The 21,756-nt window shown below is 43.8% G+C and carries 17 protein-coding genes; 4 read left to right on the top strand and 13 right to left on the bottom strand.

Features of this window, described 5'->3' with window-relative positions:
• The first annotated feature begins 120 nt into the window (after nucleotides 1-120).
• From KP803_RS05745 to KP803_RS05735, 3 genes are all read left to right on the top strand, one after another.
• Entirely contained in the window at nucleotides 121-1,326 is a 1,206-nt protein-coding gene (locus KP803_RS05745; protein ID WP_248007887.1) for an anaerobic sulfatase maturase, read from the top strand.
• A gap of 15 nt (nucleotides 1,327-1,341) precedes the next feature.
• Nucleotides 1,342-2,118, top strand: coding sequence for an FKBP-type peptidyl-prolyl cis-trans isomerase (gene fkpA / locus KP803_RS05740; RefSeq protein ID WP_248007886.1), 777 nt, complete (start codon nucleotides 1,342-1,344; stop codon nucleotides 2,116-2,118).
• Nucleotides 2,119-2,357: 239 nt separating this feature from the next.
• Nucleotides 2,358-5,144 carry a M16 family metallopeptidase gene (locus KP803_RS05735; protein ID WP_248007885.1) on the top strand — a complete coding sequence of 929 codons (2,787 nt, stop codon included), beginning with the start codon at nucleotides 2,358-2,360 and terminating at the stop codon, nucleotides 5,142-5,144.
• A 202-nt stretch (nucleotides 5,145-5,346) separates the two neighbouring features.
• On the opposite strand, the gene oppF is transcribed toward KP803_RS05735, so the two are convergent.
• The 7 genes from oppF to KP803_RS05700 all read right to left on the bottom strand — a co-directional run bounded on the left by oppF (nucleotide 5,347) and on the right by KP803_RS05700 (nucleotide 13,982).
• Entirely contained in the window at nucleotides 5,347-6,339 is a 993-nt protein-coding gene (oppF, locus tag KP803_RS05730; RefSeq protein WP_282437201.1) for a murein tripeptide/oligopeptide ABC transporter ATP binding protein OppF, read from the bottom strand.
• Nucleotides 6,336-7,307 carry an ABC transporter ATP-binding protein gene (oppD, locus tag KP803_RS05725; RefSeq protein WP_248007883.1) on the bottom strand — a complete coding sequence of 324 codons (972 nt, stop codon included), beginning with the start codon at nucleotides 7,305-7,307 and terminating at the stop codon, nucleotides 6,336-6,338. Before oppD ends, oppF begins: the two co-directional genes overlap by 4 nt.
• 22 nt (nucleotides 7,308-7,329) lie before the next feature.
• Nucleotides 7,330-8,232 (bottom strand): oligopeptide ABC transporter permease OppC, encoded by a 903-nt coding sequence (gene oppC / locus KP803_RS05720; RefSeq protein WP_248007882.1) that lies wholly within the window; start codon nucleotides 8,230-8,232, stop codon nucleotides 7,330-7,332.
• A gap of 15 nt (nucleotides 8,233-8,247) precedes the next feature.
• Nucleotides 8,248-9,168, bottom strand: a complete 921-nt coding sequence (gene oppB / locus KP803_RS05715; protein WP_248007881.1) for an oligopeptide ABC transporter permease OppB — start codon at nucleotides 9,166-9,168, stop codon at nucleotides 8,248-8,250.
• A gap of 131 nt (nucleotides 9,169-9,299) precedes the next feature.
• Nucleotides 9,300-10,964: an ABC transporter substrate-binding protein gene (locus KP803_RS05710; protein ID WP_248007880.1), complete on the bottom strand. Its 1,665-nt coding sequence runs from the start codon at nucleotides 10,962-10,964 to the stop codon at nucleotides 9,300-9,302.
• A 595-nt stretch (nucleotides 10,965-11,559) separates the two neighbouring features.
• Complete coding sequence (locus tag KP803_RS05705) at nucleotides 11,560-12,621, bottom strand: tetratricopeptide repeat protein (protein WP_248007879.1); 1,062 nt, start codon at nucleotides 12,619-12,621, stop codon at nucleotides 11,560-11,562.
• 23 nt (nucleotides 12,622-12,644) lie between these two features.
• Entirely contained in the window at nucleotides 12,645-13,982 is a 1,338-nt protein-coding gene (locus KP803_RS05700) for an anaerobic sulfatase maturase (protein ID WP_248007878.1), read from the bottom strand.
• A 142-nt stretch (nucleotides 13,983-14,124) separates the two neighbouring features.
• Here KP803_RS05700 and KP803_RS05695 point away from each other — a divergent pair, with 142 nt between their 5' ends.
• Entirely contained in the window at nucleotides 14,125-14,907 is a 783-nt protein-coding gene (locus tag KP803_RS05695) for a formylglycine-generating enzyme family protein (RefSeq protein WP_248007877.1), read from the top strand.
• A gap of 92 nt (nucleotides 14,908-14,999) precedes the next feature.
• On the opposite strand, the gene KP803_RS05690 is transcribed toward KP803_RS05695, so the two are convergent.
• The 6 genes from KP803_RS05690 to KP803_RS05665 form a co-directional block, all read right to left on the bottom strand.
• Nucleotides 15,000-15,908: a LysR family transcriptional regulator gene (locus tag KP803_RS05690; protein ID WP_248007876.1), complete on the bottom strand. Its 909-nt coding sequence runs from the start codon at nucleotides 15,906-15,908 to the stop codon at nucleotides 15,000-15,002.
• A 230-nt stretch (nucleotides 15,909-16,138) separates the two neighbouring features.
• Nucleotides 16,139-17,470, bottom strand: coding sequence for a BatD family protein (locus tag KP803_RS05685; RefSeq protein ID WP_248007875.1), 1,332 nt, complete (start codon nucleotides 17,468-17,470; stop codon nucleotides 16,139-16,141).
• Nucleotides 17,467-19,200, bottom strand: coding sequence for a VWA domain-containing protein (locus KP803_RS05680; protein WP_248007874.1), 1,734 nt, complete (start codon nucleotides 19,198-19,200; stop codon nucleotides 17,467-17,469). Before KP803_RS05680 ends, KP803_RS05685 begins: the two co-directional genes overlap by 4 nt.
• Nucleotides 19,193-20,278 carry a vWA domain-containing protein gene (locus KP803_RS05675; protein WP_248007873.1) on the bottom strand — a complete coding sequence of 362 codons (1,086 nt, stop codon included), beginning with the start codon at nucleotides 20,276-20,278 and terminating at the stop codon, nucleotides 19,193-19,195. Before KP803_RS05675 ends, KP803_RS05680 begins: the two co-directional genes overlap by 8 nt.
• Complete coding sequence (locus KP803_RS05670; RefSeq protein WP_248007872.1) at nucleotides 20,275-20,784, bottom strand: DUF4381 domain-containing protein; 510 nt, start codon at nucleotides 20,782-20,784, stop codon at nucleotides 20,275-20,277. The genes KP803_RS05675 and KP803_RS05670 overlap by 4 nt, the downstream gene beginning before the upstream one ends.
• Complete coding sequence (locus tag KP803_RS05665; RefSeq protein WP_248007871.1) at nucleotides 20,785-21,747, bottom strand: DUF58 domain-containing protein; 963 nt, start codon at nucleotides 21,745-21,747, stop codon at nucleotides 20,785-20,787.
• Nucleotides 21,748-21,756: the final 9 nt, after the last annotated feature.

Genomic DNA, 21,756 nt, shown 5'->3' with positions numbered 1-21,756 from the left:
TGGGTTCTGTTTATCGCTTCGAGTAGCAGTGATAAATTTGCAACCTACGAACAAGGAGCTACAGCGTTCGATATTAGTTAATAAGGATGATGGCCGTTTAATTAAGCTCTGGAGTCACCCATGACCACTCAGTCTACTCATCCTTATCACCTTATCGTTAAACCTGTTGGTGCTAAATGTAACCTCGATTGCAACTACTGCTATTATCTTCGCAAAGAGGAGCGATACGAGCCTAACGCGACAATGCAGATGTCTGAGGCAGTGTTAGAAACGTATACCAAGCAATATATCGAATCACAGCCACAACAAGCAAAACACATTGAGTTTAGCTGGCAAGGTGGTGAGCCTACCCTACGTGGTCTGGACTTCTTCAAAAAAGCGGTTGAGCTTCAACAAAAATACGCTCGTCCGGGCATGACTATTACCAACAACTTTCAAACCAACGGCACCTTAATTAATGACCGTTGGGCAGCCTTTTTCAAAGAGAACAATTTCCTGATTGGTATTAGCATTGATGGTTCAGAGAAGAATCACAATAGCACTCGCCCTGATATTAAAGGTAACGATAGCCTCCACCTCACGTTGCGTGGCCTTGAAGCACTAAAAAAATATGACGTTGCCTTCAACACCCTTTCTGTCGTTCATAATGAAAATGCGCATTTGGCCAAAGAAACCTACCAAGAGTTAAAAGACCTAGGTTCAACGGTAATCCAGTTCCAACCCTGTGTAGAGCATCCATCGGATCAACGTAGCGATAAAGACTGGTCTTTAACGCCACAACAGTGGGGCCACTTCTTATGCGATGTATTTGATCAATGGAAAAAAGAAGATGTGGGCAAAATTCACATTCAGTTCTTTGAAAATACGCTTGGCATTTTAGCCGGACAACCGAGCCAAATGTGTTTCCACAGTGAGCTATGCGGGCAGCAGATGATGCTAGAGCATGATGGCAGCTTGTATTCTTGTGATCACTACAGCTACGACGAATATCAAGTGGGTCACATGACTCCGGCAAATATCGACTCGAACCTCATCGATTCTATCGATTTAGGCGCTATCGCTTGCAGTGACCGACAAAAAGAGTTTGGGACCAACAAATGGACCACCCTTCCTCAGCAGTGTCGAAAATGTCACTTTAGACCATTCTGTAATGGCGGTTGCCCGAAAGACAGAACCGCTATCACCGCTGATTTAGAGCCAGGGCTGAATCACCTCTGTGTCGGTTATAAGCAGTTCTTCCTTTACTCGATGCCTTACTTCGGAGCCATGTTAGAAGCGATTCAACAAGGTCACTCTGCAGCTATGTACCCTATTTTCCTTAAATAACTCGGAAACGATGTCATGAACAAATTGTTTAAACTTTCTACTCTAGGCGCTGCGCTTTTCCTAACATTTGGTTGCAATCAAAATGAGCAACCAACTCAAGCAGAACCACAAGCACCCACTGAAGTTGTGCCAGCAACAGCCGATGAACCTGCGGCTGAGTTAACGACATTAGAGCAAAAAGCGGCTTATGCTATCGGTGCATCATTCTCGAAATACCTTGTTACTAGCTTAAACCAGCCTAAAGAGTTGGGAATCAACCTAGAAGATAGCGATGTTTTCCGTGGCATTCATGACAGCTTTAGTAACAATGTTCAACTGACACAAGAAGAGATTGAAGAAGTGCTAAAAGATCTCGATAAGTTAGTCGCTGATAAATTGGCTGAGTACTCTGAAACCAAGCAAGCCGAAGTGATTGAGCAAGGTAACGAGTACCGTGAAAACTTCAAACAGCAAAAGAACGTGACCGAGCTTGATTCAGGCCTAATGATCCAAGTTCATGAAGATGGTCGAGGAAAGAAACCTGCTACAACTGACACAATAACCGTGCATTACCGAGGAATGCTGACTGACAGCACAAGCTTCGACAGTTCTTACGACAGAGGAGAGCCTGCAACCTTTCCATTGGCCCAAGTCATCGAAGGTTGGACGGAAGGTTTACAACACGTTAACGTGGGTTCAAAAGTAACCTTAGTGATTCCACCAGAGCTTGCATACGGTGACCAATCAACGCCTTCAATTCCTGGTAGCTCAACACTTGTATTTGATATTGAACTACTGAGTATCGAAAAATAATTACCTAAGAATAATTGCACTTGCATTAGGTAACCTCTATCGTCATAAAGTAAAGATTAAAGGCATCGTCGGGGTGCCTTTTTTATTTCACCCTGTCCCAAATGTGAACTAACTCAACATAGTAATTGCAAAATTACCGCTCACTCCTCGCAGTAACATTTTACACCGAAATCTATCTTTAATTGCTTGAATTTAAATACTTTACAATGGAATAGAACATCCATTGATTTGAGGTTTCTATGTTAAAAACATTCACTCGACTGCTCACTGTCTTGGCCGTCATCAGTATCACTTTAGGCTGTGCTTCATCTCCCCCTCCAGTTGCTCTAAAAAGCAATCCAAACTGGTCTAGCTACACGCTCGAAAACGGGTTCACCTACCACCTAAGACAATCTGACAAAGCGCCGGTCTCAATGCGCCTTATTGTTCATTCAGGCTCACTTCAAGAGACAGAGGATCAACTCGGTTACGCTCATTTCCTTGAGCACATGGCCTTCAATGGTACTAAACACTTCCAAGGCAATGAGATCGTTGCACTGTTCGAACAAGCCGGGGCGAGCTTTGGCGCTGATGTCAACGCGTACACCAGTTACCATGAAACAGTTTATAAACTCGACCTTCCTAGCAATGAGAAAATGGATGAGGGCCTACTTTGGTTCGCTGACATTAGCCAACATATCGATCTCAATGAAGGAGAAATAGAAAAAGAGAAAGGCGTGGTTATTGGAGAGATACGTCGTAGCCGTCCTGAAAACAAACCTCTCGCATACAAATACTACGATAATGTAATTGAAGGAACGCAATATCAGACACGTGATCCGATTGGCACAAGAGCAACAATTCAAAATCTTTCTGTTACAGAGCTCAAGTCCTATTACGAACAGTGGTATCAACCCGCCCGTACTGAACTGGTTATCTATGGTAACTTTGACCGAGCTAACATTGAAGCCATGATTAGCGAACGGTTTGCATCATGGGAAAATACGCCTTCAACTAAGCAATTAGAGCCACTGCAAACGGGTCAACGTTACAACTTTACTGATCTGGTTACGGCTCTAGAAGACGGCGAAAACCCGAGTTATGGCATGGTTTTCGATAGAGGCGATCGCGCGATATTGACGCTAGAAGATCAACAAGAAGCTTGGCTAGATGAAATTGCACATACTGTGATTCAACACCGATTGTCTACTCGATTTATGGACGCAGCGCTTCCTATTATTGCGCTTTATTCCGTTGACTATACTCTCCCATATCAGCGACTTTTCATTACTGAAATGGCCTTCCCTACGGAGAAAAGAGAGCAAAACCAAGCACTGTTTCAAAGAAGTATCGGAGAGCTTAGAGATTACGGTATTAGCCAAGATGAGTTCGAGTTAATACAAAGTGAATGGCAAACCCGATTAGATGACTTAGACACGGATTGGAACAACACTGATGCAGTAGGGCATGTTAATGGGAAAACGACGACTCTGACGATTCGTCAGCCTGCACAAGACAGAGAACAGTATCGAGAAAACTTAATCGCTTTGAATGACAGCTTATCGATTAAAAAAGTGAATCGTCATTTGGACCGTTTACTTTCGTCTCCTTACCAGTTAGTTGTAGGGGTTGATAAACAAGAGAATATCGAAGAACTTACAGCTAAATCTGGCGATTGGCGAAATGCCACGAACCTAACTGCCGACAAGCCTCTCTCCTTAATCGCCGCCAACACCGCTTTTAATACACCAAAAGCAGCCGGCACTGTTGTGAATCAACAAGCCCTTAATCAAGGTCAGAATATCCACACATGGTCATTATCGAATGGGATTGATGTCTGGTACCAAAAAGATACCAAAGTTGGCAATAAGGTACACATGGTACTCGCAAGTCGAGGCGGTAAAGCCGTGTTAGACAGCGATCTGTATATCACCAGTGATATTGCCATTAATGCCGTCTCGCGCAGCGGTATTGGAGACTTTACGGGGTCCTCTCTCGATGCCCATTTAAGAAGGCATGATCTCACACTGCTTCCTTTCATCAACTTCACTCACCACGGGGTTGAATTGCAAAGTAACCAGAAAAACTTAACCGATAGCTTTGCCGCACTTCATACGATTTTTACCGATATTAATGTCGACCCCGCACAGCTCGACGCTGTCAAACAAGAGTTCCGCCAATCGGTAAGTACGTATATTAACTCTCCATTAGGGCAATTTAACAAAGCGCTGAATCATGTGAGCTACCAACCGTCCAGCCGACACTATTTTGCGGAAATCGAAGAGATTGATGCAATAGACGTTAATAAGGTTGAGCGTATTCACAGTGAATTATTTACCAAAAATAGAAACTATCAGTTGGTGATCATCGGCAACTTAGAAGCATCCGACTTAACACCACTTCTAAGGAAGTACATTGCATCTATACCCCTAAGTAACACTCACGATCAACAGTTCGATATAGCCTATAAAGACTATAAATCTGAGAGAGTCGACGTCTCGTTGAACACAGAGAAAAGTAGTTATTACCTGCTTCGTATGACTAACCCTCACATGCAGCCAAGCAGTGCAAAAGATATCTTCATCGACGATATGGTTCAGCGAATGCTGACTCAACGATTGACGGCTTACGTGCGCGAAGAGCTTAGCCTAGATTATGCACCTTCCGCGTTCTCTGCGATTCAAGACAGTGAACTTGCCAGCGATTGGCTATTGGTCGCTGACACTGATCCTAAAGATGTCGAGAAAGTGGAACTCGCGATCGATGAAGTCATCAAAGGGCTCCTGAGCAACGTCAACCAAATGGAGGTGGATTCTACAGGGAGTCAACTGGCCAACGACATGATTCCAATTAAAGATGATGCTCCACAAAAAGCGTGGTTCTTTGCTCGATATCTGATTCACGATTATGACACCAAGGCGCTGTTTAACCCGAAAGAACAAGTCAAAAAAATCTCGCTCGATGATGTACAAAAACGAGTCGAACTTCTGTTTGGTCGTGATGCTATGGTCGTAAAAGGAATCCTAAGACCAAAGGCGAAATCTTAGTGGAGCACTGAGACTCTAAAAGCAGTAATAACAAAGGCCTATTTTTATAGGCCTTTATTAGTTTCTCAATACGTTAAAGCAAACTATCTGCTGTCCATACCTTTTCTCATACACGAAGTTCTATAACTGATAACCCACGTATAAAAAAAGCGCGACAATCACTGCCGCGCTTAAGCCTGTCACAGGCTGAATCGTTAAATTGTTATGCGGTTACATGTAAACACGACACGGCATGAACATCGTTACCTTGAATCGTCGGTTTAGTTTGTGCACATATATCCGTTGCTTTCGGGCAGCGAGTACGGAACACACAACCAGACGGCGGGTTGATTGGAGAGGGTAAGTCCCCTTCCAACATTTCAATCTTCTTCGCTCTCTCAAGCTTAGGATCTGGGATCGGCACGGCTGACATCAATGCGCGTGTGTATGGGTGTTTCGGCTCGGAAAATATAGCGTGAGCTTCTCCCATTTCAACCGCATTCCCTAAATACATCACTAACACGCGGTCTGAAATGTGTTTGATTACCGACAAATCGTGAGCAATAAATACCAGACTCAAACCAAGCTCTTTTTGTAGCTCTTTAAGTAGGTTAACCACTTGCGCTTGGATTGACACATCCAAAGCCGATACCGGTTCATCACAGATGATCATCTTTGGATTTAGAATCAGTGCACGGGCAATACCGATACGCTGACACTGACCGCCAGAGAACTCATGCGGATAACGGTTAATCACGTTAGGCAACAGGCCTACTTTCGCCATCATTTCTTTAACACGAGACTTCACTTCTTCCTTGTTTAATTCAGGATAGAACGTCTCCAAAGGCTCAGCGATAATGTCGCCGACCGTCATACGTGGGTTCAGTGATGCCAATGGATCTTGGAAAATCATCTGAATGTCTTTACGTGTTTCACGGCGCTGAACGCCTTGCATCTTGGTTAGATCTTGACCAAGCCAAACCACTTCGCCATCCGTTGCCTCAACCAAACCAATAATGGCGCGAGCAAACGTTGATTTACCACAACCGGATTCACCTACAACACCTAGCGTTTCACCTTGATACAATCGAGCATCAATACCATCAACCGCTTTTAAGTTCGCTGGTTTTGACCAAGGCCATGCCGATTTTGAGGCAATGCTAAAATGAACTTTTAAGTCTTTTACATCTAATAGTAATTGTTTATCTGTACTCATCTTGTCCAAGTCTCCCAATCAGAAAAACACGCGCGCTGACGACCATCGCCAAATGGCTGAAGGATCGGCGCTTCACTCATACATCTGTCCGAAACACGGTGGCAGCGCTCTTGATAAGGGCAACCAGGAGGCAGACGCAGTAAGTTAGGTGGGTTACCTGGAATAGTCGGTAGAATTTCACCTTCAGTATCTAGGCGCGGAATCGCTTTAAGTAGCCCTTCCGCGTATGGGTGACTTGGATTGTAGAAGATCTCATCAACCGTACCGTACTCCATGGTACGTCCGGCATACATCACGAGCACTTTGTCACAAGAGCCCGCAACAACACCTAGGTCATGCGTGATCATGATGATTGCTGTATTGAACTCGTCTTTCAGCTCATTGAGCAGATCCATGATTTGCGCTTGAACCGTTACATCTAATGCTGTTGTTGGCTCGTCGGCAATCAATAGTTTAGGACGACACAGAAGTGCCATTGCAATCATTACACGCTGACGCATACCACCAGAGAACTCGTGAGGGTACATAGTGATACGTTTACGCGCTTCTGGAATTTTCACCGCCTCAAGCATACGTACAGATTCTTCAAAGGCTTCCGCTTTACCCATGCCTTTGTGAAGCATTAACACTTCCATCAGTTGGTCACTTACCTTCATATATGGGTTCAGTGACGTCATTGGGTCTTGGAAGATCATTGCGATCTGCTCAGCACGAACCTTGTTCAGCGCTTTTTCTGGCAGATTTAAGATCTCATTGCCTTCGAACTTTGCACTACCAGAGATAATGCCGTTTTTGGCTAAAAGGCCCATTAATGCGAATACGGTTTGAGATTTACCCGAACCTGACTCCCCTACGATACCAAGGGTTTGACCTTGCTCTAGGGAGAAATTTAAATCGTTTACTGCGGTAACAATACCATCTTGGGTAGTGAATTCTACGCGCAGATCTTTGACATCTAATAAGCTCATAATTGCTTCCTTAATCTTATTGTTATCTGTCTTTTGGATCTAACGCATCGCGCAGACCATCACCAACATAGTTGAAGCAGAATAGCGTCACTACCATGAATATTGCAGGGAATATCAGTTGCCAAATAGCTACTTCCATTGTCTGCGAACCTTCTTGAAGTAATGCACCCCAACTTGTCATTGGCTCTTGAACACCAAGACCAAGAAATGAAAGGAATGATTCGGTCAGAATCATGCTTGGGATTAGAAGCGTTGAGTAAACCGCCACAATACCCAGTACGTTCGGTACAATATGACGAGTAATGATTTTCCAATTACTCACACCACATACGTGTGCCGCTTCGATGAACTCTTTACTACGTAGGCTCAACGTTTGACCACGAACGATACGTGCCATATCAAGCCAAGCAATAGCACCGATAGCAACGAATATCAGAACGATGTTACGGCCAAAGAAAGTAACCAGTACAATTACAAGGAACATGAACGGAACGGCGTATAAGATTTCTAAGATACGCATCATGACACGGTCAGTACGACCACCGATGAAACCTGATGTCGCGCCATAAAGCGTACCAATTAATACCGCGACAAAGGCACCTAACACACCCACCATCAGTGAGATTCGCCCACCGATTAAGGTACGCACATATAAGTCACGACCTAAGCTATCGGTACCAAACCAGTGATCAGCACTTGGCGCTGCATGCATGGCGTACCAATCAGTATCGTCGTACGCGTACTGTGCAACCATCGGTAAAAAAATCACTGCCAATGTCATCAATAAAAGGATGAATAGACTGACCATTGCGGCTTTATTGCGCATGAATCGAATGCGTGCATCTTGCCATAAACTGCGACCTTCAATTTCAAGGTTCTCCGAGAAATTCTCAATCGCTTCTAGATTCTTCTTTTTCGTTAACATAACCAATCTTCCCTGCTAGTAGCGAATCTTCGGATCAATCATTGCTAATAAAATATCAACAATGGCATTGAATAAGATAAATAGGAAACCAATCAAAATGGTCACCCCCATTACTAACGAGTAGTCTCGGTTAAAGGCAGCATTAACGAACAGCTTACCAATACCTGGCAGGCCAAAAATGGTTTCGATAACCACTGAACCAGTAATGATACCAACGAACGCAGGCCCCATGTAGGAGACAACTGGCAGCATTGCCGGCTTAAGTGCATGCTTAACGATAATGTACGAATAACTTAATCCCTTCGCACGCGCGGTACGAATAAAGTTACTGTTCAACGTTTCAATCATTGAACCACGGGTAATACGAGCAAAGGTGGCGACATAAAGCAGTGACATACCTACAACTGGTAGTGCCATATACTTGAAGGAGCCATCAAGCCAACCACCTGCCGGGAACCAACCTAAATTGATAGAGAAGATATAGATGAGCGTTGGTGCCAATACAAACGAGGGCAATACGACACCCAACATGGCGGTAGACATTACGGTGTAATCTATCCAGGTATTTTGCTTTAGTGCAGCAAAGGTTCCGACGGTCACACCCATAACAAGGGTAAAAATAAAGGCGACCAGACCAACCTTCGCAGAAACGGGAAGTGCTACAGCAATTAGCTCATTTACTGAGTAATCTAAATATTTGAATGAAGGACCAAAATCGCCTTGGATAACGTTAGTTAAGTACGTGGTGTACTGTTCAAATACTGGCTTATCTAGGCCATATTTAGCTTCGATATTGGCCATTACTTCTGGGGGTAACGGTTTTTCAGTAGAAAATGGGTTACCCGGCGCATAGCGCATAAGAAAGAAAGATACCGTAATCAACACCAACATGGTTGGTATTGCTTCGAATATCCTTTTCGCGATGAATTTAAGCATAAGCTCACTCTTTCAGTCTGTGACAATGTAATAAAAAGAAATCAAACAATGGAAAATACACTACATGCACTAATCAAAATGATTAGCACATGCAGCGTCAATAATAATTATTGTTATATCAGCTTAGTGGTTTACTGAGCCTTGATGTAAAGATCTTTAGAGTAGATCTTCTCTTCTGGGTTGTTTACTGGGAAGCCACCAACTTGTGGGCTCAGTAGACGTGTTTTAACGTACTGATAAATTGGTGCAATTGGCATATCTTGAGTTAGAAGACCTTCTGCCTCTAAGTAAAGTGCCTTACGCTCTTCTTCAGAAGTAGAAGACAACGCTTTCTCCATAACAGCATCGTATGCTTTGCTGTCATAGTGAATACCGCCTGTTGTATTGGTACTCTTCATTAGAGTTAGGAATGAAGACGCTTCGTTGTAGTCACCACACCAACCAGCACGTGCAACTTCGAAGTTACCCGCATCTTTAGTCGATAGGTATGTTTTCCACTCTTGGTTCTCTAGTGTTACGTCAAGACCCAGCGTTTTCTTCCACATAGAACCTAGCGCTACAGCGATTTTCTTGTGGTTTTCAGATGTGTTGTAAAGAAGAGAGAATTTCAGCGGGTTATCCGCACCGAAACCAGCTTCAGCAAGCAGTTTAGCCGCTTCAGCGTCACGCTCTTCTTGAGTCATCTTACCGTATGCAGGGACCGCAGGATCGAAACCAGCTGTAATCTCAGGCGTTAGGAAGTATGCAGGCTGTTGACCTTGACCTAGAATCGCATCGGTGACGATATTACGATCAATCGCGTAAGAGATCGCTTTACGTACACGTACATCATCGAATGGTGCTTTCTTCGTATTGAAGATGTAGTAGTACGTACACAGGTTACCCGTGATAGATAGAGAATCAGCGTGCTCAGTCTTCAGACGACGGAAGTGCTCGTTTGGAATTTCGTAAGTCACGTCAATTTCACCCGCTAAGAAACGGTTCATTTCAGCAACTTGGTTTTCGATTGGTAGGAAAGTTACTTTGTTTAGCGTTGTATTGCCGTTATCCCAGTACTTTTCGTTACGCTTTAGAACTAAACGCTCGTTAACAACCCACTGGTCAACAACGTATGCGCCGTTACCCACGAAGTTTTCAGGTTTAGTCCACTGATCGCCAAACTTCTCAACGGTTGCTTGGTGAACTGGCTTGGTTGTTGTGTGACCAACCATCATCACGAAGTATGGTACAGCGGTATCAAGCTCAACCACTAACGTGTGATCATCTAGTGCTTTAACACCTAGCTCGCTCTTGTCTTTTTTGCCCGCTACGATGTCCTTCGCATTTTTCATCTTGGTGTATTCCATGTACCAAGAATAAGGAGAAGCTGTTGCAGGGTCGACCGCACGTTGCCAACTGTAGACGAAATCACCTGCCGTTACAGACTCACCGTTTGACCAGATCGCGTCTTTACGAAGGTGGAAAGTAAAGGTCTTGTTGTCTGTCGTTTCCCAAGATTCTGCGATACCTGGGATAGTGTTACCTTCTGCGTCTTGGTTAACCAGACCTTCTAGAAGGTCACGAATTACGTGAGACTCAGAAACACCCTGTGACTTGTGAGGGTCAATGGTAGCAACTTCTGCGCCGTTACCACGTACAATCTCTTGTACATCTGCTAGTTTATTTGATTCTGAAACTTCAGGAAGGGTCGCAGGTTGAGCAGCTTGTTTTTCTTCAGGTTTATCGCCACAACCAGTAAGCGCTAGAGATAGGCCCGCACTTATGAAAAGCGCACGAGTGATTTTATTCTTGTACATGCATTAAACTCCAAGTTTTTATTTAGCATCCATGACTTCTTTGTAAGTTCACCGAACAGCCAGTGATTTAGATTTATTTTGTGCAAATATTAAGCACAAAAAACTAAAACCCCACAAAGATTAGGCACACAGTATCAATCATCGAAGTGATTTGCCATAAATTGGCATTAGAAAAACGTATAATTCTTCACATTTTGATAAAAGCCAGTTAAAAACACCATTCAAATAGGGATTTGAAGTGAATTTTTATAAAAATGACTTTGATTGATAGACTATGGTGCCAAAAACTCTAACCAGATACATTTATTCAGCATCTTATGCTAGAAATCACTCAAGAATTTAACATTCTAGTCGTAAACAATCTAACTTAAACTCACATTCCCCTTAACTAGCATGTCAATTTGTGAACATAGTCACCCTACTCTCTAACTCCGTATTTTGGGACTATTTACTTAGTTTTATACAAGAATTGACTAAGCATGCGCAATCGGTGATTTTTTAATTGAGAAGCTAAAGTGGCTACGACAGCAATGACGAAAAAAGCCAGAGCAACAGGGCCCTAGCTTGATATATAACACTATTCAATTATAAGTTTTTAGTGCGTTATCTGCTTATCTCGTAGCTGTTGTATCACTTCTTCTGGAGCGGCATTGGCAAGCTCTTCCAGACACTCATCCGTATTATCATGTCCATATCGAGCGTAAATATCACATACTGCATAAAGATGCTCAGGTGCCCCTGATAGCATATAGGCTTTTTCAAAGGATTTAGTGGAATATGCTAAGTTTTGCTCTTCTTGTAAAACACCGTTGATATACCAATAGTAGCTATTGCTCTCTGCAATGGTCGCCGCTAAATGGCTCTCTTTCGCCGCTTGTACTTTTTGTTCTAACCTGACCAACGCTAATGATTTCGAAAAGTGCAGGTTCGCATTGGGTGGCAATAAATCAATTGCTTGGTTTAACGTTGCGACAGCGCGATCATCCATCCCTTGAGCGCGATAGTTGTCCGCTAAGCTTAGCCAAACTTGAGGGTTATCTGGCATCGCCTTTTTAGACTCTACGTATTTCTCTTTGGCTAACTCGTAGTGTTTTGTCCAACGATACACATCAGCCAATAACAGATTCGACGCATCATCGGGTTGGTTCTTCAAATGTGTAATTAACTCACTTGCTGCATCCATCAAGTGCTGTTTTTCCTGATGTTCTACCTGCCCTAACGTGTCTAGGTTATCGAGTTCTTTTAGTAAACCTGCCGCAGCAGTAATTCTGACTTGAGCCACGTCATCAACAAGTAATGGAGAAACTAAACGCCAACGGTACTCTAACGGGTATGGATCAGCACCAATAATAGCGGCTTCTCGAATGATCGGGCTTTCGTCTTTCAATCCTCTTGCTACCGCTACCAAGCCATTTTGAGAGGCTTGTGAGCCAAGAGCTCGCAATGCGGCCGCACGCTGCTCATCACTTAAACGGACATCTTGTGCCTGAAACGCTAATTGTGCTGTGGGATCAGGACTGACCGATTGCGCTGAACCACTCGCTGAAGAAACTGCGGCACTGCTTCCGTCAGCTGAACTGGTTTCATCATCAGAGCTAGCGATTGCTGTCGGTAGGGCAAGCAGTGTCGACAGTGCCAGTATCATCGTTTTATTCATCTGGTTTTCCTTAGAGTTTGGTTTTAGCGATAGCTCTGAGGCTGGTTCGTTTTATAGGCTATGCCCTGCTTCATTCTGTCTCGCAATACCGCATCACTAAACTTGCCGTGTGCGACAGGGTGCTTTGTTGCACGTAGAATATAAGCAAGCGACTTATCAATGTGTTTAAAAAATTTATGCCAACCCGCACATAGGTAATTGAGCCCTGGCTCTCCAGATTTGGTGCGAATAAAACGGTTCTTAGGGCACTCGCCATGACAAGCAAATTGATAATCACACGTTTGACATTGAGTCGTTAGTGAGCGGGTCTTTGCGTAACCAAACTGCTGCTGTTTCGGCCCATAAGCCATGTCATCAAGCTTTTGGTGGTGGATATTACCGATTTTGTATTCAGGGTAGACGTAGTGATCACAAGTAAATACATCGCCATTTGGCTCCATAGCAAGCCCTTTTCCGCATAAATCACTTAACGTGCAAAGTGGATTCCTGCGTCCCATCCAAGTCTCTAAGCTCGCTTCAAAGTATTGAACGAACACTTTACCTATGTCTTTTTGAGCCCATTCGTCAAAAATGGCGATAAGGAAGTTACCCCACGCTTGGTCTGACACACACCAGGCTTCAACAACAGAATCCTTACCACCTGGAATAAGTCGCTTATCCCCTTGTTTTGGTTGATCGTCCTCTGCCCATGTTTGAGGTGCCGTATCACGGAAGGTTTTTTGTTCCACAATCGGGATAAACTGCATCTGTGGAGATTTCACTTCATCTCGGAGGAACCGATAAACCTCTAACGCGTTCTGACTCGTTAGATTATTCACACAGGTTAGGGTAGCAAAGCTTACTTTGTGTTTATGAAGCAGCTCAACCGCAGCCATCACTTGGTTAAAGGTGCCTTTGCCTGCTCGATTGGTTCGATACGCGTTATGCAGCATTTCTGGGCCATCAATGCTCAAGCCAATTAAGAAATTATGTTTACCCAAAAACTCACACCACTTATCGTTAAGTAGCGTTCCGTTGGTCTGCAAATCGTTTGAAATGGTCACACCTTCTGGCTGATATTTCTTTTGAAACTCAACAATTTTCTCAAAATAATCAAGGCCAAGCATGGTGGGTTCACCACCTTGCCAAGAGAAAATAATTTCAGGGGTATTTTGCGCTTCGATGTATTGGCGGATATAGGTTTCTAACCTCTCCTTCTCCATCTTAGGCGAACAACCTTTTTTATATTCCAACAAATCCTGTTTGCTTAGGTAATAGCAGTAAGTGCAATCAATGTTGCACACCGCGCCAATAGGCTTAGCCATAATGTGCATTCGTTTAGAAGCTTTACCGTTAAACTGTGGACCTTGAGTAATATGCATTGTTCGATACCCGTTATTTCAATTTGACGCTACAATCATAAATCTCGATGATGGATATGGCTTGTTATACCCATTATAACCATTTGGAAAGTCGAATAGTGGTAGTTTATCGGTTCACTAAACTTAGCTTATGGGACTCTAGATGAGCATATTTAAAGGTACGTACTTAGCTGGCGCGATTTCATTGACGCTACTTATGAGTGGCTGTGCGGTGCAACCCCCTCACCCTATCGCTCAATTGATCGATCAAGATATGGTGCTAGTGGAAGGCGGCCAATATGTTCGAGGCTCTGACTTGGATGAAGCACATCGTTCAGAAAAGCCGGCTCGCGAAGTCACTGTAGGCGACTTCTATATCTCTAAATTTGAAGTCACTCAAGAACTGTTTGAAAGCGTTATGGGCTCTTCTTACAGCTTCTTTCAGCATCCTCAAGTTCCCGTGAACAACCTAAGTTGGCAACAAGCGAACTATTTTATAGAGCAGCTCAACGAGATGACCGGTGAAAACTACCGCTTGCCAACAGAAGCGGAGTGGGAATTTGCAGCAAAAGGCGGGAACTATAGCCAAAACTACACGTACGCAGGTTCTGACAATATTGACGAGGTGGCTTGGTATGCAGGTAACGCCAACAACCGTGCGCACCCTGTAGGGCAAAAACTACCTAATGAGTTGGGTCTGTATGATATGACAGGTAACGTGGGAGAATTTGTTATCGATGCCTTTGATGACACTTTTTACCGTTATGGCCCGACCGATAACCCAAACAACGCCAAAGATACTCCCGTTCATTTAGCGCATAAATCGGTGCGTGGTGGAAGTTTCTCTTATTCTGCAGAACTATCTGAAAACTACCGTCGCGATTTCGCTTCCCAATCGATCATTATGTCGGATATGGGCTTGAGATTAGCCAAAGACGCGAAATAGTCATCAGGCGAATTAGCATAAAAAAGCCAGCATCGTTAAGTGCTGGCTTTCCTCTAAAGTCTATTTTTAACACGAGACAACTTTTTATATTCTTACTCTTCCATTATCTGCTTACCAGCACGTTTGAGCTGATCTCTTAACCATTTATGGCTCGCATCATTGGTTTTACTTGGGTGCCAATAGGAACACAGAGAACTCTTAAGTAACTCAAGTGGCATCGACAACGCTTTAATTGGGTACTTATCTTCAAACTGCTTTATGGTCGATACTGGCGCTAAAGCCAAATAGTCACTGGTTAAAATGACGGGAAAAACCTCCATAACTCCTGGAGCGCTATAAACGACCTTACGTTTTTCCATAATTGGATGCTCATGATTGCTCAGTAAGTATTGGCGATTATGCCAACGTGACATCACCACGTGCTCTTCTTGCAAATACTGTTCTAAAGTAATGCTATCCCCAATCCTTGGGTGGCCTTCTCTGCAACATACGACCAATTCATCTTCCAGAATGATTTCATGCTTTAACACGGTTCGACCTGATGGCGTCATATCAACAATTAGATCATAACGTTCTAATCTAAGGTCGGCTTCATAGTCTTCGGTAAACAGTGGGTGCACCTCAAGCGTCACATTAGGTGCAATGGCTCTTATATTCTTAAACGCTCTAGGGATTAATGAATATGCCGCCATGGTAATACAAGCAATGGAGTAGACGCGGTTGGCGACTTTAGGGTCAAAGTCTCTTGATGAAGTGAGCGTTGATTGAAAATTCTTCAGGGAAACCGCCAATGCTGGGTAGATATCCGTTGCAAAGCTCGTAGGCTGAACACCATTGGAAGCACGATGAAAAAGAGAATCATCATAGACATCTCTTAAACGCGCTAAGGCTTTACTCACTGCAGGCTGGCTGATCTCTAAACGAGACGCTGCTTTTGATAGGCTCTTCTCTTCATAAATAGCAACAAAGATAGGGATTAAATTGAGCTCAGTATTTTTCATACAATTCCATATTTATCAATATCGCCTTTAGAGTGTGACTGATTAGAGCGCTCTATAGTAGAAAACCTGCGATGAATGTTCGATACGTTTCATCCAAACATGTGTGTTACGTCCTCAAAACTTATTCCCAAAATAGAAATAATTAAAAACAAAAAAACTCAGACGTATTTAATACGTTGAGTTCCCTTGTTTTTATGTTCAGAGTGCTCTTATCTTATTCGCGTTAGATTCTAACCCTTATCTTTGTTATGCACACCTTCTAAATCAGGTAACGCTTTCGGAATGTTGAGTATGAATAGAGTTCGCCGCTTACGGTTTATCACAGTCCAAACTCTTTTGAAGATAGGCAATTCTTGCTCACCTTGTTGAATACTTTCACTGTCTTTTTGCCACTGAACGCCAGTACCAAAGGGGGTTAACTCTACACGCGTTGTAACGCGCCTTAATTCTTGATAAATAAAGCGTCTAAGATTAGGCCAATCTTTACTCTTCATTAAGCGTTGAAAAATAAACCAACTCGGAGCCGGTCTACTTTGGTAATATTTTCGCGCCCAAATCACAACAAACAACAAAATGACAAGAAAAGAGATCATCACAATAAAAAAGCCAGCATAAGCGTGAACAAACGACGTTAGGGTATGCTTTGCAACAAACGCGTTACCTTTTACTGTCACCAACTCTAACTCTTGTGTCTCACTGTTCCACCACTGAAATTGGTAGTCCGGTAAGGAGAATTCCCCCCCTTGTTGAATCACATAGACCGTTTCTTCAATGCGAGTAGAGCGATAATCCCCCCTCTCCTGTGTGTCATCTAGAATATGTGGCTGAGTATAAGCTTGATATTGCTTGGTCGATTCATTTTTAAGGAGATCGGGAAGTAATATTGATAATGAATCTTTCGCTTCTATTTCAATGGTTCGAATCAGTGCATCACCGACTTTCAACGTCTCGCTCGACTGTTGCCAACCTTGCGTTACATCGACTGATGTGGCGCTAAACCATGGAGTATCATCACTCAACCTACCTGACGGAAGGGACGTTTGAAACTCCATTGGGGGCGTGTATAACGTGCCCGCAACGTTCGTTCCATCTGGTGCCGACACTTGCACCTGTACCGCAACACTAGGAACCACAAACGTACCCGATGTTAAGGGGTATAATGTCACTTCCCAACGCTGACGCGACCAGGTCTGTCCACCCTTTCGAACCGTATAATTTGTCGCGAGTAAATTACGTTGTTTCGCGATTACATTAGGAATCTCAACCGAACCGATGCGAGTCCCCCTCGTCAGCCAACGTGGGGTTGCCACTTCAATCGTCAGAATTACCTGCTCGTTAACACTATACTGCCCACCACTAACTAAAACACTTTCGTTATTTCTTAGGGTGTTAATCGGGTCTTTTTGGTCACCAATCCAAGCGACCAATTCAATGTCGTTACTTTTCAGTAGATCATTAATATCGAGCGCCAAGGCGTGCCCACTGATAAAACCCAGAAAACTCACAAAAATAGAAAGAAACCAAGGGAACACGTTTCGAATTTTAGACAATGGATTACTCATTCGTTGGCTCCTTTTTGACTATTCACAGCTTTCTCTATATCTCTCAATTGAATGTGGAATTTTGCTCTCAAGAAGTATTTAGGATCAGCTTCTACACGTCTTAGCCATTTGTCAGCCAGTTCATCGCTTCCAAGAATCTCTCGCGCATTTAACGTCTCTTTTAATAATAACTCCGCCGCTGTGTTTTCTTCTGCGCCATCCCCTGTTCTTGGCTGGTCTTCATCAAGCTCAAACGACTCTTCAGGCCCATCGGTTGTACCAGACTGACTCTCACTAGTTCGATTCACCTCTTCAATGATACTTTTAAAAACAGCAAGGTTATTTTGAACCGGCGCTTTTAGGTTTGGAGCTAAATCCGCTTTGTTTGATAATGCCTCTAGCAAATCGCGGGCAGCGAGGTACTCTCGCTGCCTACCTAACGCGCTGGCAGCGTTATAGAGACCTAAATCACTCGTGACTCCAGCTGAGCTTTCAACCTGCAGAAACGCACTATGAGCAAGTGTATACTCAGACGCATAATAGTAAGCGGCCCCTTTACGAAGTGGGTCGTCAAAGCGTTTTGCCGCTTCTAAATATTGCTGTTGATTAAAAAGTCTCTGTCCCTGTTGATCGGGGGTTAACCATAAATCCCACCACCATTTCGTGGTTTTATCCCATTGACTTAGCGTTTCAATGTTTGAGCTTGAAGAGGCTGTTGTATGAACCATTTCCGCTACCGTATTTGGAGAATAGGTCGTTGATGAGATGACAAATCCAATAAGACACCATTGGACTAACCAACCTTTTCTAAACCAGAGCAACATAATGAAAGCCATTGGAATCAACAAACCATACCCCATGTCTTTCCAAGGCATCGACGACTCGCCATTCATCTGCATATTGCGCTCGACAGCGCGATTCAAGGCTTGAACATCGCTGTCATCCACACTGATTTCAAATAAGCGGCCACCAGTTTTACTCGCAAGTGCTTGAAGAGAAGCCCAGTCAATCGGGTTTTTACTCGCAATGCTTCGGTTTCCTGCTGCCAGAATTAGCAACTGATGGGGCGATTGTTCAAAATAGGCTTCATAAGCCTGAATCGTGGCAGGGTTTACACCATCGGTTACCAGAAGAATACTGGATCCCAATTCTCCTGATAATTGCGGGTCAAACAATGGAATCGCTTTTTCCGCATACTTACCCTCAATAGGCATAATTTCAGGGGTGATTGCTGCAAGAAATGGGGCAAACACCTTACTGTCTTGAGTTACAGGCATAGCAATGTGCGCACTGCCTGAATAGACGACTAGCCCTGTACTTCCACCTTTTCGAAGCGAAAGCAGATCTCTTATTTTCTGCTTAGCGCGTTCTAATCGATTCGGTGGGAGATCCTTAGACAACATCGATTCGCTGTTATCAAGAACCACCAGCATTGAGGCTTTATCTTCACCAAAAGGGGACGCCTCTCGCTGCCAACTTGGGCCTGCACAAATAACAATAGCCGTTGTCACGATGACCATCAGCAATTTCAATGGTAATTGTTTGCGCCAACCTGTTTCCCCAATGGTTAACGCGGTTCTTAAGTGCGTAGGAAGAATATCTTTCCAAGAGGATTTCGTTTCTTCTCGCCAGCGTAACCAAAGCAATAGAAATGTTGGGATGAACGCTATTAGCCATAAAGGTCGAATAAAATGAAACTGTGTGAGCAACTGCTGCAAGGATAAAGCGTCAAAAAAGAGAGAATCAAACATACTCATCTCCCGATGTCGAATCACTTTGTGTCACCTTCTGCTGGCCCTGTTTTGAATGTATCAACTGCTTTCTTCGCAATGTCGCTAAACTAAACGCCGTTAAATACATGATCACCACGATAGACATAAGATAATGATGTAACCCCTGCTTAGGGCGATACGTTGTACTTTCATATAATTGAGGTTCAAGCTCACCAATCGCTTCATAAGCTGCGGCTAATTCATCGCTGTTAAGCGCCTCAAAAGCTTCCCCCCCAGACTCAGCAGCAATTCGAATGATGGTCTCCATGTCTAACGCGGTTTCACCCACGGTTTGAGGATCGCCCATGGCAATCACATGAATTCGGACACCTTTGGCTTTGGCAACCTTCGCAGCATCAATCGGCTCAACAAAGCTTCCAGTGTCGTTACCATCAGTAAGGACGATAGCCACTTTTTGCTGTGATGTATCACTGCTCTGTTCGAACACTTTAATCGCTAATCCAATGGCATCACCTAAATGAGTACTTTGGCCTGCCATCGCAACATCAGTTTGATCTAAAAGCTCAAGCCACACCTCTTGATCGGCCGTAAATGGTGTCTGAACGAACGCTGCATCACCAAACAAAATCAAACCCAGTCGATCACCCTGACGCGTTTGAGCAAAATCACTTAATACTTGCTTGGCCGCATCTAATCGTGAGGTTTGCTCTCCTGTCTGCGAGGTAAAATCTCGCTCTGCCATTGAGCCAGACAAATCAACTACAACCATAACATCTCGACCAAGTTGCTCTCGAACCTGTGGTTCACCAAGCACGGTTGGTTTGGCTAATGCACACACCACCAGTAACCACGTCAATATCAAAGTGGCGCGCTGCCACCACCTCGGTGTCAATTGACTCGCACCTTCTGAGGGCGTTTCCCCAATCGCATCAACAAGTTCATCAAAAAATGGAACTTTTATCGCCACCTGTTTCGTTCGATAAGCAGGAACAAGAAAATAGATAACGGCGGGTAATGGTAGAATTACAAACCAAAAAGGGTGTGCGAATTCAAAGCTTGAAGCAGAAAGGTTGTTGAATAATAAGGAGATGCTCATGATTTCCCCTCACCGGCTTGATGGTGTTTAACCCAGTGTTTTGAATACTCGATTAACTTTTGCTTTTGACTCTCAGTTAAATGGGTTGAACCACGTTCTAAACCACGCATCCATGTCTCCGCAACAGCGTCAGGCAACATCACGTGATGATGCTTGGAAGAAACCAAGTAGCCCTCAAGCCGTTTAATAAATGAAGCACCGAAAAGGTTGGCATTACTCGGTTCTATGTATCGAAGTACCATTTTCAATATGGTAAAAACTCGATCAGTCGCCTGAGCATCGTGTATTGAAATAGCGTTGAGTGCGGCTAATGCTTCACCTCGATATCGGTTTCTCCACCAATGAACCACAAAACGAAATACCATGTAGGCGGCGCCCATCAATGCCAATACTGCTAGAATCTTCCAACCAATGGTTTGTGGCAACCAACTCACACTCTCAGGTACGGCTACATCTTGAAGTTCGCGAAGAATGTAAGTACTTGGGGGGGTATGCTCTGCACTCATTTAGCGCCCTCCTACTAGCTTTTGAAACTGAGCGATATGGCTACCTGAAGTATCAAGTTCTATAAATGGAAGCTGCTTTATTGCCATTAACTTTTCCAAGGAGGATCTTTGCAAGTGCGCTTTCTTAGTCAATTGCTCACTAGCACTTGTCACTTTCGACTTACTGTCTAGGTTAAGCTGAAAACGGCCATCACCCACAACCCAATTTGCAGTCGCTATCTCATTGGGAAGTGATTGCTCGAGGGGGTCACTCACCATCACGGAAAGAATGTCATTGTGTCTCTGTAACTGTTTAAGATGATCAAGGTTTTGTTCTGTGCAATCACGCCAATCACTAATAAAAACTAAGGTTGATTGCTTAACTCTTGCTCTTTTGATGACCTCTAGCCAGTGATCAAAGCTCACATTTTGGTTATTCATCACATTAACGTTCAGGCTCTGATTAGCATGAACAAGACGCTTAAGCTGTGCTAATAAGTCATTTTGCGAACGTTGAGGTTTGGTGTGACTAATGGCACTCGAAGAGGCAATGATGAAACCGACTCGATCGCCATCTTTCAAAACACGCCAACCACATAAAGCGGCGATTTCCGCTGCCACAACTGACTTCATCACGTGATCAGAGGCGAAAAACATCGAGCTTCGTTGATCAACACAGATGAGTACATTCCGGTCTTTCTCTTCGGTATAACTGCGCACATGTGGTTTTCCAGTACGCATGGTCACCTTCCAATCAAGATTTCGAATATCATCCCCTAATTGATAGTGGCGAAGCTCTTCGAAGTTAAGACCACGACCGCGAAATAGTGAGTGATGACGCCCTGAAAGAACACTGCCAGCTTTGAGGTGAGGAAGCAGAGAAAAGCACTCCGATTGAGCTTGTAGCCGAACCAATCGAGCATAATCACAATATAAGCGGTCATCATGTTCACTAGGCTTAGGCGCTATTTGTGGCTTTGCCATAATGCCCCC

It is taken from the genome of Vibrio amylolyticus (assembly GCF_023145695.1).
In the GTDB taxonomy this organism is placed as follows: domain Bacteria; phylum Pseudomonadota; class Gammaproteobacteria; order Enterobacterales; family Vibrionaceae; genus Vibrio; species Vibrio amylolyticus.
This window is presented reverse-complemented; position numbering and strand designations above follow the sequence as displayed.